This is a genomic window from Ruegeria sp. AK11 (assembly GCF_056541095.1).
On sequence record NZ_JBQFXU010000005.1, the window covers coordinates 66,429 to 83,296 of the forward strand.

Genomic DNA, 16,868 nt, shown 5'->3' on the forward strand with positions numbered 1-16,868 from the left:
ACGGACCTTTTGTGCCATGGGGCTGCTACCTAACCCTGCGTGGAACAACGCAGAGACACTCAATTGAAAACATGGAAACTGGTACTCTCTGCGGCGGGCCGGTTCCCGCCGGGCGGCAAACTTAAAGCCACCCTCAGTAAACACACACTGGCAGATCAAAATTGAACCGGTCAGATCACTCCTGCGCTAACTGCATGGTCGCAGCTACCTCAGCACCGTTGCGCAATACGGTCAGCTTTGCCTCTGGCTGACTGTCGGAAACCAGCGCAGCCAGCATGCCATCAAGGCTTTCGGACGTATTCAATGTCATGTTGGTCTGGCTTTCGCTCAACAGAACATCGCCTTTTTGCAAGCTGCCTGTCGCCTCGGCTGGAACCGAGCTTACTTTTGTTTGCCACCCTTCACCTCCCGAGCTGCTGACTGTGAACGAGTAACCGTTCTCCAATCCGACCGAGCGCAGCACAGGCAGTGCCAGCAGGCCATTCTGCGCGCGGGTCTTTCCAAGCGGCCGGTAGCGGGCTGCAACCCGTGTAAAGCCGTCTGGGTCGACGCTTAGCTTGTCCAGGACTTGCGCCGCGAAAGAGACGTCCTGACGAACCGGGTTGCCGTTCAGAGTAAAGATCACAACTCCGGGTTCCACCCATTCGCCGATAACGCTCATGTCCTGATTGGCGTCCACACCGGTTACCGCAATTGTTGCACCTGTTGCGGTCCGGCGGCGGGACGTCTGGAAGGGGATTTCAACATCCCAATGGTGGAAAGATACCTGTTGTTCGACCGGAGTGCCGGAAGCGGCATCGGTTTTGGGTTCGTCCACAACAGCCGCAACCTCTTGTTCTGCAGGTTGTTCCTGGGCACCGGCAGTCTCGGTAGCTTCGGACGCTGTTTCTGTAGCGGTTGGTTCCGCAGGTTCAACTTGCGCCTGCTCGACAGGCTCTTCTGGTTCAGGTTGTTGCTCTGAAGCGACCGTGACGTCGGGTTCAGGTGTTTCGGCCACGGGTTCTTCCACCGCGGGCGGGTCTGCTTCGGCAGTTTGTGTGGTTGCTTCAGGCAGCGTCGTCGTAACCTCAGCTTGTTCTTCACCTTTGTCGCCGGACATCACGAAGAAACCGCCTGCAGCCAACGCTGCCACAAGCACTGCTGCACCAGCGATCATCTTGCCGCTGCCACCGGATCCGCTCTGAACCACGGTATCAACTGCGACCGGTGTTTCCGCTTTTGCAGAAATCTTTGCCATCTCGGGTTCATTCTTTTTTTCGGTTTCGCGAACAATGTCCGAGTTCCCGGCGAGCAGAGCCGTCACAACCGCTTCGGCATTTTCACTTTCGGCCTTGATCCGCGCCTTTTCTTCTTCCTTGTCCTTGCGATCCATGCCGACAATCACGGAAACCGGGCGATAGGCGAAGGTATCAAACATCACGCCAGGGCCGCGGAACATGCGCAGCCAATCCAGGGCTGTCTGCAACCGGTCCGTTGCGTGTACTTCCATTGCCTTGTCGATTGCTTCGAGGAATCCATCGGGGTATCCGTCAAAGCGGCCTGCCAATGGGGTATAAGGGTCGTCCTGCCCGTTGTTGAAGGCATTCAGGCGGCTCTGGCCGTCTACCGGGCGTTCGCCACTGATTGCGTGATACAGAGTCGCGGCCAAGACATAGAGGTCACTGCTGGGCCCTTGTTCGGCACCACGGACGTAAAACTCGTGCGGCGAATATCCGTCTTTTATAACGCGCAGGGTCAACAATGCGGCCGACTTGTTTGCGGCTTGCTCACGCGCGGCACCGAAGTCGATCAGGACCGGGTTTCCGTTTTCGTCAATCAGGATGTTATCGGGTGAAATGTCACGGTGCAGCATCCCGCTTTGGTGGATGAACGACACCGCGGACAGCATCTTTTCCGTGACTTGCACGATAAAGTCAGGACCACCGTCGTTTTCCGGATTCTCAACATAGTCCAGCAGGTCGCAACCACGGATCAGATCCATAGCGATATAAGCTGTGTCGTTGTCTTCGAACACCTGATGAACGTCGACGATGTTCGGATGCACCAGACGCGCATGATTGCGGGCTTCCTGAATAAACAGGTCGATAATGGCGCGCAAATCATCCTTGTAGGACGGGTCGTTCGGCTCAACCAAGTCCCCGTTGCGACGGCACAACGCACCGGGGAAACATTCCTTGATCACGACATCACGCTCCAGGCTGTCGCGTGCTAAATAGGTGATCCCAAATCCGCCGTTGCTGAGATATCGGAGGATCTCATACTGCCCGCGCAACAGCTTTGCGCCCGGTTGCAGTCCTTCAATTTTTGGTTCGTCGTGCGTTGCACCGACAGCCTGGTTGTGGCTCATTTTAATCCGCCCGTTCTACTCATTTTGCGGCTTAATTAAACAGGGCCGGCAGCCCACGAACTCACAACCAAAAACAACCGCAGGACACTTGAGAACGGTTAGACGTTTCAAATTTGACTTTAATGGGGCCGCCTGATGGCTTCACTAAGGATCGTTTTTTTGATTATGGCATATATGGCGTTAGTTCGAAGCAATAGCACAATATATTGATTAACGGGGTGGAATAAATGAAAACTGACGACCCCAAATCGGTCTCTTGGTCTACGAATTCGAAACAATAAAGTGCCGATTCTTCGGCCCTTCGAATCGCTGAACAGCGCTTCAATCCTGATGGAATGTGCTAGGTACCGGTTTTGGATTGTGCTGCGGCAACGGTACTGCCAGCCCAGGCAAGGTTGTCACCAAGCTGTACAAGTATGCTGATTGCGTCTTTCAAAGGCGCATCTCCGCTTTCAAACTGAAGCAACAACAACAAGTCAGTCGCTTTTTCGAACTCGGCCGGAATCCAGTCAGCATCCGGATCGATCTCGCCACCTTGGTCCAGCCGTTCCGCGAAATCTTCGACGATTTCCTGGCAGCTTTGCAAAAACGCTGCGGGTTCAATGGCGGCGGTGTCACGCAGATCTTCATAAATGCTGGCAATGGCAGCCAACCAGTCTTCAAGAATTGGGTTGTTCAGTGGCGGAAGGGCAGACCCCAGCGTTGACTGCATTGACGCAGCATCGTTGACGGAAGGTTCCGGCTCTGGCCCATTCAATGTTTCCAGGAATGGCAGAAACTCGTGCTTCAGATCCTTCCGGGCAGCGTCAAGGTCACTGCGCCGCCGGTCAGACGCCGCATCAAGGACCTTTTCCGCGAGTTCCTGGCCGCCACAGTTTTCCCAAAGATCAAAATCTGGTTCCGGCTCTTGTGCCATGGCGCGCACCGCGACGGGCGTGCCAATTGGGACCACAGCGCGAAACAGTCCTTCTTTTTCTTTGTTCAATCGAGCCAGTACCCGATCCAGAGCGGCCTGCACCGGGGGCAAATCAGCATGTGTAACTGCCAGCAGGCTGTTGGCTCTTAGCTCGGGCGGCACCTGCGCCCACAAATGCCGTTCTGTTTCACGCCATGCGCTTGTGCCATTGGTACACCAGATGGCACAGTCGACGAATTTCAGCAGGTCCAGTGTCTGTTTGTATGTATCATCCAATGCGCCAGAGCCGGGAAGATCGAACAGTGATATCTCTTTGAGAGCAGGTGTGTTCAATCCAACCGAAATAAAGTCAGGCTCATCCGCAGCGGCCTTTTCCAGTGCTATACCAGAATATGTCTTTGGCTCCTTGTTCCACCAGCCGACTGTCGTCTCTGGCGTATCCGCGTAGGCAACGATGACAAGTGGCAGCTTCAGGTGCTGCGGACCGGTTGGAAGGATATCCGCCCCTGCCAGCATGTTCGCAAGGCTTGACTTGCCCGCCCCGAACTCTCCGGCGAAACCGATGTTGACCGCGTTGGACAGGCGCTCGGCGTGGGCCAGGGCCCGTGCGCGCATATCTTCCAATTTCGGGTCCGACGACAGTTTTTCTGTCGTTGTCAGAAAACGCTCCAGCTGGCGCACTTCCTGTTCGGTTCCGGGAAACTCAATCATTCCGCAGCCTCTGCTTGTCGTTCGTCCACGTTGCTTGTTCCAAAGACACCATCCAACTCGTCAGCTATACGGCGCGCCCGTTCGAACGCAGCTTGTGCTTCCGCCTGAGCATTCAACTCACCCGCTCCGGAACGGTGCTCAAGATGGCCTGCCAACAGGGCCAAGTAATGATCCAGAACAGTTTTCAACCGGTCCAGAAGGTTTTCACGCGTTGTGTCGATCAGGTCATCGCCAATCAGTTCGAATTCCTGCACGATCATGCGCTCGGCCCGCGTCACAACGCTATTGCGCGATATCAGGCGCGACAACCAGTTTACACGCAGCTCAACCGTAATGCCACGGGTCAGGGCGGTGGTGTCCGGGCGGAACCAACGCACTGCACTTGTGTTCATGCGATTATCGACTGGTTCCTGCCACCCTGGCAGCGCCCGCAAAGCGGCGTTGCATTGCATGTCGATCGCGTAAAGCTCGCTCAACATGCGTTGCCGCACCACTTGCGATGCGCCTTGAACCAGCTCGCGCATGTGTTCGCGTAAAGGGGTGAAATTCAACTCGGTAGCGCCGCCTTTGGCAAGCAATGGGGATTGTCCTTCAGGCCCGCGCACCACAACAAAGACGGATTCAGAGACCGTGTCGTCCATGACCCCACGCAGGTTTGAAAGAACGTCGTCCATGTCCTTGACAATGTCTTGCGATTTATCCGCAATCAGTTTGCGCAGATCGCTCAGCGTCTTGTCGCTGTCCTCAGCGGTGTGTGCACCCGCGCTGCCTTCATCTTTCAGGGCACGAAGATGTACCTGGGACCGCTCCAAATCGCCACGCGCGAAGCTGTCGAGATGCTGCCACGCCATCCGAAGCTGTTCGTTTATCGGCCCGTCCGCCAACGCCTGAGTGACATGGCGGCGCAAGTCGGGCAAGCCCGACGCGATCATCGCGGCAAACCGTAGTACAGCCTCGCGGCTGATGGGTCCCGGGCCTTGTTTGATCTCGGCCACGCCGTTCAGGTACTGTTGCATCTGTTCCGGGTGCGCCCGCAACCAAGCCAGAATATGATCGTGGTTCACACCGGTTTCATCGCCGGTCAGTGCATAATGCGCCCATTGTGCGCTTCCCATCAGTACATCGATATTCGACGTGCCTAACGCTTTTTCGAGCCCGTCCACAACATCCAGACGCACCTTTGCCGCATCATCGGCCCCGCCGCCCAATTCATCGACTCGGTTGATGAAGACAACGATCTGTCCAAGTTCCAATGCCTGCATCAGCCTGAACAGTTTCAGGTCCGCACGCGACAACGCCTGATGCGCTGACAGAACCACCACAAAGAAATCGGATTCTTTGAGATACTGACGCGAAATCTCCTCACGGATCAGCAGGGGGTCATTTACTCCGGGCGTATCGGTGACGGTCAGAGGGAATGGGAAATGCCCGATGTCGAAATAGACCTCGGCCTTGCGCGTGATGTCGCTGTAAAGTCCCCGATCACTGCCGGGGTCAATTGTTCCATCTTCCGCAGGGTCGTCCCCGGCGCACACGTAACGCGCCAGATCATCAGATGTCAGTTGATCCAGATCGTGGTGTTGACCCAACAGCTGTTCATAACTGTCCCCCAGTCGCCGACGCGCCCGGGTCTTCATGGCTTCGACCTGCTCTTCGATCATCTCGCGCTTGTAGCTGTCCTCGTCATCCGGGAACATATTGCGCAATTCTTCGCCTTCGGCGATCAGTGATTGCCACTGGTAGTTGTCGAAGAAATGGAACTCGGCCCCTTCGGTTCGACCGTTCGGGTGCCCGAAATGCATGTCGGTGATCACGGTCGTCCAAGGGTTCACGTCCGACGGCAGGTATTCTGCCTGACCGGTGAAGCCGTTGATCAAGCGCGACTTTCCTGCTTTGATTTGCCCGACGAAGGCAACTGACGGTTTCAGTTTCCCCAGATCACCAATGATGCGCGATATGAACTGACGCGTTTCATCATTGCTCGTCCCATTCATGTCTTCTGCGATGCGAATAAGCTCGCGGCGATGTGTTTCACTCATTACTCTTTACCCTGACTACAAAAAAACAACGCATTGAATTAGTCGAAAATTTGAATGCTTTGGGGGCGGTCATTCCTCAGCCTCCTCCAAAGATTTCCAAAGATTGATTACCGCCCCAAGCTTGCGGGCATCGTGGATGGCCACAGCGATCTGCTCGTTATCGCTCAGAACTGCCATACCCGCACCCTTACCACCCGATGGCCGCATGACGATCAGATGCGGGCCTTCGAATTCGCCCCGGGTGTCATTGTTCCAACCAGCAAGATCCGAAACAAAACGTGTCAAAATCTCTTGATTGGGGTGCATTCCCTCGGAGGGCTTGCAGGTTCCTTCGCAAGCCAGTGCCGTGTTTTCCATATTGTCCACAAGGACACGACCTGTGGCAAAGCGTTCGGCCCCTTCAAAAAACTGGTGCGCCAACGAATTGCCCGACCGTGCTAACAGGGCAGGGCTGTCGTCTGAAGGTTTTTCAACATCGGGAACGACAGACACGATGGGCTCAGAGGAGAGCTCAATTCCGGCGCAGGCGCTCTCGATCTCACTCAGCGTAATACCAACATCATCAGCCTCCAGCGATGAGGCGGGCTTTCCTGACATCAGTTCCAATGGGGCAGGTGCGGCTGAGATGTCGGAAACCAGTTGGGCCAGTTTATCGACCAGCGCGGTACGTGATTCCGTTTCGAAATCAGGGATCTGCCCAGACGGCACCTGAAACACATCCGTGATCCGAGAGCTGTTCACTTCGATTTTCAGGCAGTTTCCATTTGCCGCGGTCAGCTCCAGTCGCCTGGGCAATATCGTTCCGCGAATGAAACGCAATACAGCAGCCCGACGGGCTGCAGCAGTTTCACCGGGGACAATCACCGTCGGAGACAGGCGGGCAACCGAAGACCGCCCGATATCTTCGAGCATGTCGAGAATGTCTGTGTCCATCATACCGTGACCCCCTCTGGTCCCGTTCAGACTGCGGCCGCAACCGGCTTGAGGCTGAGATGCGATTTCGTGAGTGCCAGTCCCACATTCGCGCTGTTGCGGCAGATATAGCAGACCACATGATCAGGATATTCCTGGGTCCGCAAAAAGATGTTCAATCGGTCTTTTGAAAACACCGCGATTTCCCCGAACCCGGCGTTTTCCTCATCAGTGTTTCCGGCCTCGTGCAAGAGCGCTTCAAATGCAGCGACACCCCGCCCCTGAAACAGATTGGCCACTGCGATTGCCAAAGTGTCCAGCGCTTCAGCGCAATCGGAATCAGAGACACTGCTGCCCAAAAGCATGCCGGTCTCCATGTCGATATACCCGGCTGCGATGCAGTCGGGTATTGTTTCAATCGCGGTGTTCAATGCATCCTGAATGGACATTTAACTCTTTATCGTCCTTTTTCTCAGCGCCTTGATTAAGGCATCCTTACAAAACATGCCACTCTGCACTGCTGTTTTCTTTTGACTTTGGAATGGCTTGCAGGGCGTGTTTGGAATGTTTCGCACTATATTCAACTGCGATCTGGTCAAATTCGGCAAGAAAGGCCTTGAATACGTTCTGAAGCCCGTCTGCGTCCTTTGGCAGGTCCTCCTTGATTGTAATTTCCCGCCACATATCCGACGCGCTAAGCGGCGACCCGGCTGCGGATTCTGGAAGATCGATGTGCGCATCGTGGCGGATATCGCGGGCGTCTTCCTCGACTGAGGCTACGACTTCTATCAAGCCGTTTGTCTCAGGCTCAGGTTCGTAATCCTCGGCGTTGTTCTCGGGCTGAGCGGCCATCAGAGCCGCAATGGAGGATACCGAGACTTCGATACCCCGATCATCACGCGATTCAACTTCCGGCGTGAAAACTTCGACTTCGTCCGCTTCGGCCGAGGCTTCCCGCAACGTCGTGTTCAACGAGGTCAGCACGTCATCAACGGACTTGTCGCCCGTTTCAGCATCTGGAGCGTCACCCAGCAGGTCGTCAGCATTATCGGCAGCACCGAATTCACCGGACAGGTCGAACTCGTCCACGTCTTCTTCCAGACCGGCGACATTCTTCAACTCAAGAGGATCGCTTGAGGTGTCCTTGAAGAAGGCACGCAACTCGTCGCTGGTGTCGGTTTCCTCAGACATCTGCTCGGTGTCTGATACCATTTCTGCCCGCAGCCGTTCAGCGTCTTCCGGGTTGATCCGAACCCGTTCGCCTTCGTCAACGCGTCGCTCTACACGGGCTGGCCGGATGGGGAAGCTTGTTACGACATTATGATCGTCGGCTTCTGGCTGCTGTTCGTTTTCCAGCGGATTGACCAGCCGCAAAGGAGTAGCTTCGATGCCGTCCGCCAGTGCCTCTCGGTCGTCTGGTTTGCGGGCGGGGCGCAGTGGTTGAACCTTGAATGCGCCGGACTGGCTTTTGTCGATCTGGTACCGCGCCAGCTGATCGGCGCGATTGTCCATGATCTGTTCTGTGATTTCCAGAAAACTGTCGATCATCTTGCCGCCGCCGCTGCGCGACCACATTTCGGCGTCGCCAGTCTTGTCACGGGCATTGATCGCATCCCGGGCGGAAAACAAAATGGACCGGTTGAACAGATGTCCGGCTTCGCGATTGACGCGTCGCAGAACCTTTTGACGGTCTTTAAGGTTTAGTGCATCCGCCCGCGTCACCAACAGCAGCGAGTTGTGTTGCAAGCGGTCCGGCAGCGAAACCCACGTTGCACGTTCGGTTTCGCGCCAGGCTTGCGTCGCATGGGTGCACCAAATGACGCCGTTTGCCTGCCCGACTGCGCGCTGCCAGACATCTGTCGAAATTTTGGGGTCCGAGATGCCGGGGGTGTCGATCAGATCGACGGCTTCCAGAATATCTGCCTCAAGGAAGATACGAATGAACTGCGCGTCGTTGACGCCAACAGTCTCAAGCTGATCCAGTTCGATTGGCTCAATGCTTCCGTCATGCCGCTTGATATATGGTTTTTCACTGCCCCAGCTAAACCAGACCGGTGGTAACTGGGTTGCAGTAACCTGCGTTGGCAAGGTTTGCGTTCGCAGTAAAAAGTTCATCAGTGTGGATTTGCCAGCGCTGAATTCACCCATCAAAGCGAAAACCGGTTTGCGGCGGGACCACTGCTCGATACGTTCCCATGCTTTCGGTGAAACAAAGCGTGTTTGTGAATCTTTTGCCATTTTTCTACTTATGCCGCTTCGTTGCTTAGGTCTTTCAGGATGTCACCCAGAATCTCGTCTCGCGATTTCTGAGGTTGCAGGCCCGCCATCGCTGCCGAGGTCTGGCTGGAGTTTTTGTCTGCTGATGATGAGATGCTCAGCAACGTTTCCTTCTGTTCCCGCATGAAATCCGCCAGAATAGCGCGGACGTTTTCCAACACGGCCGCAATCTGGTTTTCCTCGATATCCTTGGTGATCGAATTCGCCTCGGACGCGATCAGGCGTGTGTAATCGGCAGCGTATGCTTCAAAACCTTTGCGCTTTTGCCACCAGCGCCGCCACCAGGTACTTTGCAAGTCCAGAGCGATCGTCCGGCCGATCCCCAATGGTGGTGGAACGCGCGGCACGATAGGTGCTTCGATGCTGAATTCGCCCAGGTGGTTGCCAAGAATTTTGTGATACAGCGCTTCGACATCCGCAGCCGCAGTTGAGTAGAGCGCGCCAGCATCCTTACGCATTGCGCGGGCAAAACTGAAATAAGCGGCTTTTTGCAAAGTCCTCAATCCAGCAGGGTCGTATTGCCACGTGCCTTGCTCGCCATTCTTCTCAAGGTGCGCGATCAGAGAATCCGTGGCGCGCTTCACAAAATTCGCCTCGGCTGAGTTCAGGCGCTCCAATACTTTGTCGCGTAATGCATTGGTCAGTTCGGCTGCTTTCTTTTCATATTCCGCAGAAACTTTCGCAATTGCATCTTCCGGAGAAACACCGTCAAGATCACGCGCAACGCCTTCACCCTCTGACAGAGTCTTTGCCACGGCGGTGGCACGAATCTGGCTGGCGATGTTGCGGGCACGATGGCGAACCCGATCCATCAGCCTTGTTCCGGCACCTTCTGCAATACGCTCGTTTATCGCCAGCAGCAGGTCAGGCAAACCGGACAATGCCCAGATTTTATCCAGCGAGGGGGCCTGATCACCGAACCCGGCAGCGAGGTAAAATGTATTGAGTGCTTCGCGGGATTCTTCGTTCAGAATCTCGGGGTTCCCGGTCAGTGCTGCCTCGGCCCACAAGGCACTGCCGAACACGACACTTGTCTTTGCGTCGATGTTGTTCTGTTTCAGAGTATCCAGAATCCGGTCGCGGATTTCGGGGACTTGATTGACCGGGTCTGACAGCTCGTCAATCCGGTTCACAAACAGGACAATCTGGCGGTTCTCAAATTGGGCGATGATCCGCATCAAGGCCATGTCCATGGTGGTCAGGGCTTGGCTAGCGGCAAGCACCACAACACAGACTTCGGACCCGCGCAGGCTGCGCAGGGTAATCTGTTCGCGCACCATGAAGGTATCGTTGACACCCGGCGTATCACAAAGTTTCAGCGCAATCGGGTACTGAGGGATATCCATGTACAACTCGGCCGACTTGGTCACATCTGCGAACCGGCCTGTTTTTGGATTGATATCCGGGTCGTCCTCATCGCCCAGGCAGACATACCTTTGGATCAGTTCTTCATCGAAGTGATCGTATTGGTGGCTTTGGCCAAGTATCAGATCGAAGTGCTTTCCAAGACGCTCTTCCGACTTTGCTTTCATCTCGCCGATCTGACGGCGAATGTCCTCCATCTCGTCATCTGCACCGGCTCGGTTGGCCAGTTCGCCCAACCGGCCGCCCCCGACCATCAGATTGTCCCATTCTTCCTGCTCAAAGAAGGTGAACTTGGCCTTGGTATCGCCCGGTGGACGCGTGTTGATATTCAGGGTTGTGACGACCGACGTCCACGGGTTCACATCCGACGGAAGCAAAGATGGGCGCCCCGCAAGAATGTTTACAATCGATGATTTGCCCGCTTTTACCTGACCGACCATAGTGATGCTGGCGGTGAAGTTTTCCATCCGGGTCTTGAGTGTTGCCAGACGTGCCGAGGAGCGCGCATCAGCCACCTCAGTCAATTGATCAATCTGCGCCGTCAGTGATGACATTGCCGAAGTCATTGGCGCCAGAGCTTCGTTGCCTACAGACAACAGGTGATCATTGCGCGCCATGCTTAACCTCCGGTTCCCGTAGCTGCGATGCGGGGTTCATGCGAAGGACGGCCCGTTGGAATTCCTGTCAGCGTGTCGATACGTGCGATCAGGTCCAAAGCGTTGCCCAGAATGTCAGCCTCGGCGCGCGGGCTGATGGTTTCGTAAGCCTTGGCGTCAGCCAGCACTTCGATCGAGCTGAAGCGATCGCCGTTTTCAAGGCACGCAACGCGGCGTCCGGTCGGGAAACCCTCGGATTTGACCGCGGGCAATGGCATACGCGCATTGGCCAGCAGGTAGTGGTCTCCGGAATGGGTTCGGAGCGATATCCCAAAGCCCGTGTTCGGGTGGTCCCGGTTCAGGATCTTGAGTTCGCCAAGAAAGCTTTCGCGAGCAAAGAAGACAGCCTCTTGCTCGGCAGTAGCGGAGGGATTCAGATCGGTCACAGCAGTAAACCTTGTACTGGAGTTGAGCAGGAAACTCGTACCGGCGCCAAAGTGGCAAAAAAGACTCATTAACTCCTGCTAAACAACAAGACCCTTCAAGGCGGTCTTATTTTGACGTGAATAAGATTTTTTGGCGTTTGAAATGTGGCAGCTTTGTGGTGGAGTTCTCTTGAGAATGCCTCAACCTGCGCGGGAATGCCTATGACGCAAGAGCCATTCCGCACCTACTGTATGAAACCGAGCGGAGACCGGCGGAACACAATTGCCTGAACCTGACGGTGCGGGTTATTCAATAATCTGTGTGGCCCTGAAGGGCACTTTAGTCGGATAAGTTATTCTTGTTGTTTCAGAAACCTGAAGTTGCTCTCTGAGTTGGAAAGGGTCGCAGATGCGTTTTCTGGGGTGTCGTGGCGAGTAATCCCGCGCCTCCTCCCATGGATTCAACTATGAACGCGCAAGGGCAATGAAGTAGGATTTCCATGTTCGCCATTGGTGATCTGACAACAAGCTGTCGGCTTTTTCTAGGACTTTGGTCAACGTAAGAGCGATATTTCGCAGGCTAGCTGGGTCAATTTTTAACTTCGGCACGAATGAAGAGCTCTTCCTAAATAGCGTGGACATTGTCCCGCAGGATATCGGGTTTCACGGCCACTGATGTTCCCATCAACTTTCCACTGACGAGCCTCTTGGGGCTATACATTTTCATAAGATAGCGTGGTTGCCCCATATCTCATCAGAGGATCTACAAACTTGGCGATACATGTATTTTACCCCTCGCGCTCGGAAGCAAGCTTTGTTATTGACCGCTTCAATCCAGCGCTGCGGCGCTGAGTTGCGGGTGTGGCGAAATTGGTAGACGCACCAGATTTAGGTTCTGGCGCCGCAAGGCGTGGGGGTTCAAGTCCCTCCACCCGCACCATATCCCCAAAAAATTCATCTAATTATCAATGCGTTGTGTTTTTGATTCTATTTACAGCCCACCCCTTGGCCCACCTTGTGAAAATACCATTCTCAACTTCCTTGTTTGCTATCCGAAAATCGGCGCGAGTGCCAACTGTGGTATACGAAATTGGTTTTCTCGAAGCCTTGCGACACTTCCACCTCAGAATTGGCAGGCCTTAACTGACTGAAAAGTAATCTGATTCACGGGGTTCGATACCTCAAGCTAAAGGACTTTCCTTTAATTCTCACTTTCGTCCGAAACCTAAGCATTCTGAAAAAATGTAGGTGGTGCTATATTGAGCATCCAAAATCAGAGCTTTACTTTAACCGCTACAATTTCTCCCACACCGATTAATCACTTGAGTCGCTACAGTGATCGAGTTGCACAACAAAGGGGTCGGGTTGCGGGCATAAGGAGCGTTGGCTGCAGCAAAAAAGTAGGCAGCTGGCACATTACAGCTAAAGGTCACAATAAGGAGATGAGGTTTTTCGGTGAATACCCAATTCCCAGAGAAATCGCTGGTCGCTACAACCCAATCCATGCAATGCTATTCAGGTGAAAAACCCAGCTAATACAAACGTTCAGGTGCTAAAATGTTAAAGCGGATGTGGGCGATGATCACCTGGAAACCATCGCGTGAGCATCCGCAAGATTTCTATTGCCTGACACCCTATCTGAACAGCCTAGACCCGATTGAAAATCCCCGCACCCGGATCCGTGACGGACAAAAGGAACGCGAAGCTGGTCGAGACAGAAGGACCGGCAAAACAATCTGGTTGCCGCTTTCTGATTAAGCGTCCTTCGTGCAGCAAACACAGCGACCGTGATTTGCGTAACACAAGCGGATGGAGTGCTCTTTATCAATTTCTTTTTCTTGTTCTTTGTCTATGTCTTGATGGAAGTACGTTCGCTTCGCGTTCGTAGAAACCGCACATTGATTTCATTACAAAAACTCAAATCCTTTCGGTTTTAACGATCACTGATTGCTACTGAAACCGGTGCGTTTTTTCCAACCTTGTATTCATCCGGAAGTTCCAATGGCCCTAACCGGCCATTAACCGTCGGCAACTGGTGCTGTGACGCGGCCCGCCGAACCTGCCGTTCGCTGCAAGCGCAAATTCATCGGCTGGCTGAATTCACACAATGCGGACTAAGCTGACGTTCACCGTATCTCAATGAATGGCTGCTTCATCGACAGAGACTAAGCGGATCGCACTTCGGTTTCAGAATAAGAAAGTGCTGCTGGCAAAACGACGCAGTACTAACTGCCAAAGCCAATGCTGTCGTAGAACCCTTTCCAGTCTTCGGGCTCTGGATATTTCAAAAAAAATGCGTCTGCATCTGAACTTTCCAAAGAGAGAATCCAAGAGCTGAATGCACGCCAGTAGTCTTCGCCGGGTCCCATCCTCCAGCCCATTGAATACCGTTCGTATTCTGGGAAAGCTATCCAAGGTGGCTGTTTGTAGTCCACTGCATTCTTTTTCATTTCTGCAGCCGCGTTCTTTAGGAATTCCTGCAATTCAGGGGACATGGAGCCGTCGGGCAAAATGTGCTCTTGGACGTTAATGCTGCGATTTTGCTTTCTCATGGTTGAAGTGTAACCACTCTCGTTCTTAGGTTGAAGTCCATCTTCCATTAAACAGAGATGAATCGAAAGCAGTCAGTCTTTCATCGCGCAGCGCCAGTCACTTTGGGCTCGTAGTCGACCTCCGCTACCTCCCGTGTCTACGACTGAAGGCAGCCCAAAGCGGGCACTCGAACGGTGCTACATCAGACGGTGCTGGAACCTAGTATCAGGTTTCACATCAATGAGGCGCTCAAGACCTACGTCCCGCAACAGATGGCTAGGCAATTCATCCATGCAGCAATACTTCCGTTTCCGGCGCAGTAAGTGTCTGAAGAGTCGGTAAGCGTTCGTGATATGCAGCCGCCAACCCCTTGGCGGCGACAACATCAGTGCGGAGTTTGAAAAGTTCATCGCACCGCTCCTTCCAAAGACTGAACGCCTTGATTTGCTCCTTGTGACAGATACCCTGATGATTGAGCTTGGGACGACGCATTGGCACACGCTTCGATTTGGTTTGCAATACGACTTGCGCTTATGCCTGCTGCGTGGAAAAATCCCTGAAACAACAATCCGTACCCAGTGAACCAAAGACCGGGATTTTGAGGATCTTCCTGACCCATTGGATGTAGTGGATAACCCTTGTTGTCCAACGCACCCATGTGCCCGAAGAGTTCATCCAGATCTGCTCCATATCCAGTGGCGCAGATCACCACGTCGGGGTGGAGCTTTCGACCGCTGGCCAGTTCAACGGCGTGGGGCGAAAAGCCGACGGTTTCGCTGACGGCCGTAAACTGACCAGATTTCAGCGCAGAAACGAATCCATCATCCAGAGCGAAGGTAACTCCGTCTTTCAGCATCCGGGAACCACCGCCCATGACATGGCGGCGCAGGCCATAACGGCGCAAGTTTCCAAAGAAGGCACGCTGCATGATCGAAAAGATCGGATCGAGTGACCATTTGGGGAATAGCGTGAACAGGTTGGCCAGCCGCTGTAACGAAAAGCCGAAGACGCGCGATGGCAGGATCGATGGCCCATGCCTGACCGATACCCAGACCTGGGCCGGATTGCTGCGCGACAAATGATTCAACACATCTGTGCCTGAGTTGCCGGCCCCGATGACAAGGACTTTCTTCCCGTCGTATTCACTGGGGTCACCAAAGTCGGCGGCGTGAACGATTTGACCGCCAAACTCCTCCATGCCCGGCCAAACGGGCATATCAGGCACTTTCTCCCGCCCCGTTGCGACAATCAGGTGGGCGCTGAAATAGGTGCCCCTGTTGGTTTCGATCTGCCAGATGTCGTCTTCACGGCGGATTGACAGGACACGGGTCTCGAAATGGATATCGGAAGCAAACTGACGCGCATACTCGCTCAGGTAGTCGACAACAGCATCTCGGGGCAAAAAGGTGTCCGCTTTACGAGGTGCGTGATGTCCGGGGAGGCTGGCGAAATGGCGATGAATGTTCAGTCGCAACTTCGGATGCCGTGCGCGCCACGGGTCGGCCACCCTGTCGGACGCTTCCAGAATGGTGAACGGGATATTCCGGGCGCGCAGCTCAAAGGCCGCAGCCAGCCCGGAAAGACCGGCTCCGATAATGATGGCGGTTGTTGAATGAGGAACTTTCATTTGAGAACTCCAAAAACAGTGCGCTTAACGGCGCGCGAAAAAGTATGCGTTGAGTTGATCATGAGGCAGGTGATGGGTCTTGACCTGACCGAAGCCTGCATTGGCGAGATATTCCTGTGCTGTCTCAATGCCCCACATTGCACCGAGGCCTGGCCCGCCTTGTCCAATCGACACTGGGGTACAGTGCATCAGCGACAGGGAGTAAAGCAGGGGCGCAAACGGATTTTGGATATTGGTTTCCAGGTTCCGGGACCCGCCTATATCTTGCATCAGGAACAATCCGTCCTCGGCGAGCGAGCGGTAGACAAGGTCCAATAGTCCCTGCGGGTCTTTCTGGTCGTGGACCGCATCAAACGCTGTGATCAGATCGAAACTTCCCAGAGAATTGATTTTGGAAAGGTCCTGCGCACGAAACGTTAGGTTCTTCAGACCCATGCGTGCCGCTGAGACTTGCGTTTCAGTAAAGGCGTCCTCACATAGATCGATCCCGACAAAGCGGCTTGCGGGGAAGGCCTGTGCCAGTTCCATCATCGCGCGGCCCGCACCGCAACCTACATCCAGAACATCGATGCCGCGCTCAAGACGTTCGATCAGGCCAGGTTCCACAGGAAGGATGTGCTCGATCAGGGCTGATACCACCAGCTGGGCGCTGTCTTCTGCCATCACTTCGTGAAATCGGCAGTAGTCATGGTAATGGGTGCCCGCACCATCTCGAAACCGCGCGACCATATCTTCCTCGACCGAAGCCATGACACCAATGAACTGGCAGGTTACAGCCATGTTGTCGGGTTTTGCCGCATGGGTAAGCAACGCCGCGTGTTCAGGGGGAAGAGTGTAGGTTCCAGCTCCGGGGGCGTATTCGACCACGCCCGATGTCACCATCACGGCCAACCATTCGCGTACGTAGCGCTCGGCCAAGCCAGCCTTCTCGGCCAGAGTTGAGGAGGTGGCGTTAGGTAAATCGGCGAGCGCGTCAAATAGATGGGTACGGTGACCAATCGACGTCATCAGCGCGAGCGCGGCACTATTTAATGTGCCGACCATCTGCTCACCAAAGCGCTCTGCCTTGGCCTCATCAAAAGTGACTGCTGCTTGTTCGTTCATGTGGTTTCTCCGGTACT

Annotated in this window: 11 protein-coding genes and 1 tRNA gene; 1 reads left to right on the top strand and 11 read right to left on the bottom strand. The window is 54.4% G+C overall.

What is annotated here, in order from left to right; translation table 11 throughout:
* Positions 1 to 175 precede the first annotated feature (175 nt).
* The 8 genes from ACR0D9_RS13460 to ACR0D9_RS13495 all read right to left on the bottom strand — a co-directional run bounded on the left by ACR0D9_RS13460 (position 176) and on the right by ACR0D9_RS13495 (position 11,609).
* Positions 176 to 2,347 carry a serine/threonine-protein kinase gene (locus tag ACR0D9_RS13460; protein WP_480487408.1) on the bottom strand — a complete coding sequence of 724 codons (2,172 nt, stop codon included), beginning with the start codon at positions 2,345 to 2,347 and terminating at the stop codon, positions 176 to 178.
* Positions 2,348 to 2,687: 340 nt separating this feature from the next.
* Positions 2,688 to 3,974: a dynamin family protein gene (locus ACR0D9_RS13465; protein ID WP_480539112.1), complete on the bottom strand. Its 1,287-nt coding sequence runs from the start codon at positions 3,972 to 3,974 to the stop codon at positions 2,688 to 2,690.
* Positions 3,971 to 6,013 carry a dynamin family protein gene (locus ACR0D9_RS13470; protein WP_480539114.1) on the bottom strand — a complete coding sequence of 681 codons (2,043 nt, stop codon included), beginning with the start codon at positions 6,011 to 6,013 and terminating at the stop codon, positions 3,971 to 3,973. Before ACR0D9_RS13470 ends, ACR0D9_RS13465 begins: the two co-directional genes overlap by 4 nt.
* 69 nt (positions 6,014 to 6,082) lie before the next feature.
* On the bottom strand, positions 6,083 to 6,949 hold the full coding sequence (locus ACR0D9_RS13475; RefSeq protein ID WP_480539116.1) for a hypothetical protein: 867 nt from the start codon (positions 6,947 to 6,949) through the stop codon (positions 6,083 to 6,085).
* A 23-nt stretch (positions 6,950 to 6,972) separates the two neighbouring features.
* Positions 6,973 to 7,374 carry a hypothetical protein gene (locus tag ACR0D9_RS13480; RefSeq protein WP_480483676.1) on the bottom strand — a complete coding sequence of 134 codons (402 nt, stop codon included), beginning with the start codon at positions 7,372 to 7,374 and terminating at the stop codon, positions 6,973 to 6,975.
* A gap of 46 nt (positions 7,375 to 7,420) precedes the next feature.
* Positions 7,421 to 9,163 (bottom strand): dynamin family protein, encoded by a 1,743-nt coding sequence (locus tag ACR0D9_RS13485; RefSeq protein ID WP_480539118.1) that lies wholly within the window; start codon positions 9,161 to 9,163, stop codon positions 7,421 to 7,423.
* An 8-nt stretch (positions 9,164 to 9,171) separates the two neighbouring features.
* Positions 9,172 to 11,184, bottom strand: a complete 2,013-nt coding sequence (locus tag ACR0D9_RS13490) for a dynamin family protein (protein ID WP_480487410.1) — start codon at positions 11,182 to 11,184, stop codon at positions 9,172 to 9,174.
* A gap of 2 nt (positions 11,185 to 11,186) precedes the next feature.
* Positions 11,187 to 11,609, bottom strand: a complete 423-nt coding sequence (locus ACR0D9_RS13495) for a hypothetical protein (RefSeq protein WP_209507691.1) — start codon at positions 11,607 to 11,609, stop codon at positions 11,187 to 11,189.
* 834 nt (positions 11,610 to 12,443) lie between these two features.
* Here ACR0D9_RS13495 and ACR0D9_RS13500 point away from each other — a divergent pair.
* Positions 12,444 to 12,528: transfer RNA gene (locus tag ACR0D9_RS13500), tRNA-Leu, on the top strand.
* A 1,285-nt stretch (positions 12,529 to 13,813) separates the two neighbouring features.
* Here the strand turns inward: ACR0D9_RS13500 and ACR0D9_RS13505 are convergent.
* From ACR0D9_RS13505 to ACR0D9_RS13515, 3 genes are all read right to left on the bottom strand, one after another.
* Positions 13,814 to 14,188: a hypothetical protein gene (locus ACR0D9_RS13505; RefSeq protein ID WP_480539120.1), complete on the bottom strand. Its 375-nt coding sequence runs from the start codon at positions 14,186 to 14,188 to the stop codon at positions 13,814 to 13,816.
* Between the two features lie 338 nt (positions 14,189 to 14,526).
* On the bottom strand, positions 14,527 to 15,747 hold the full coding sequence (locus tag ACR0D9_RS13510; RefSeq protein ID WP_480483854.1) for a flavin-containing monooxygenase: 1,221 nt from the start codon (positions 15,745 to 15,747) through the stop codon (positions 14,527 to 14,529).
* Between the two features lie 24 nt (positions 15,748 to 15,771).
* On the bottom strand, positions 15,772 to 16,851 hold the full coding sequence (locus ACR0D9_RS13515; RefSeq protein ID WP_480474843.1) for a class I SAM-dependent methyltransferase: 1,080 nt from the start codon (positions 16,849 to 16,851) through the stop codon (positions 15,772 to 15,774).
* Positions 16,852 to 16,868 lie beyond the last annotated feature (17 nt).

Excerpts from the sequence above, each read along its gene's own strand:
- ACR0D9_RS13510 (WP_480483854.1), bottom strand. The coding sequence starts at position 15,747 with ATGAAAGTTCCTCATTCAACAACCGCCATCATTATCGGAGCCGGTCTT.
- ACR0D9_RS13515 (WP_480474843.1), bottom strand. The coding sequence starts at position 16,851 with ATGAACGAACAAGCAGCAGTCACTTTTGATGAGGCCAAGGCAGAGCGC.
- ACR0D9_RS13470 (WP_480539114.1), bottom strand. The coding sequence starts at position 6,013 with ATGAGTGAAACACATCGCCGCGAGCTTATTCGCATCGCAGAAGACATG.
- ACR0D9_RS13475 (WP_480539116.1), bottom strand. The coding sequence starts at position 6,949 with ATGATGGACACAGACATTCTCGACATGCTCGAAGATATCGGGCGGTCT.
- ACR0D9_RS13460 (WP_480487408.1), bottom strand. The coding sequence starts at position 2,347 with ATGAGCCACAACCAGGCTGTCGGTGCAACGCACGACGAACCAAAAATT.
- ACR0D9_RS13490 (WP_480487410.1), bottom strand. The coding sequence starts at position 11,184 with ATGGCGCGCAATGATCACCTGTTGTCTGTAGGCAACGAAGCTCTGGCG.
- ACR0D9_RS13480 (WP_480483676.1), bottom strand. The coding sequence starts at position 7,374 with ATGTCCATTCAGGATGCATTGAACACCGCGATTGAAACAATACCCGAC.
- ACR0D9_RS13505 (WP_480539120.1), bottom strand. The coding sequence starts at position 14,188 with ATGGAAGATGGACTTCAACCTAAGAACGAGAGTGGTTACACTTCAACC.
- ACR0D9_RS13465 (WP_480539112.1), bottom strand. The coding sequence starts at position 3,974 with ATGATTGAGTTTCCCGGAACCGAACAGGAAGTGCGCCAGCTGGAGCGT.
- ACR0D9_RS13485 (WP_480539118.1), bottom strand. The coding sequence starts at position 9,163 with ATGGCAAAAGATTCACAAACACGCTTTGTTTCACCGAAAGCATGGGAA.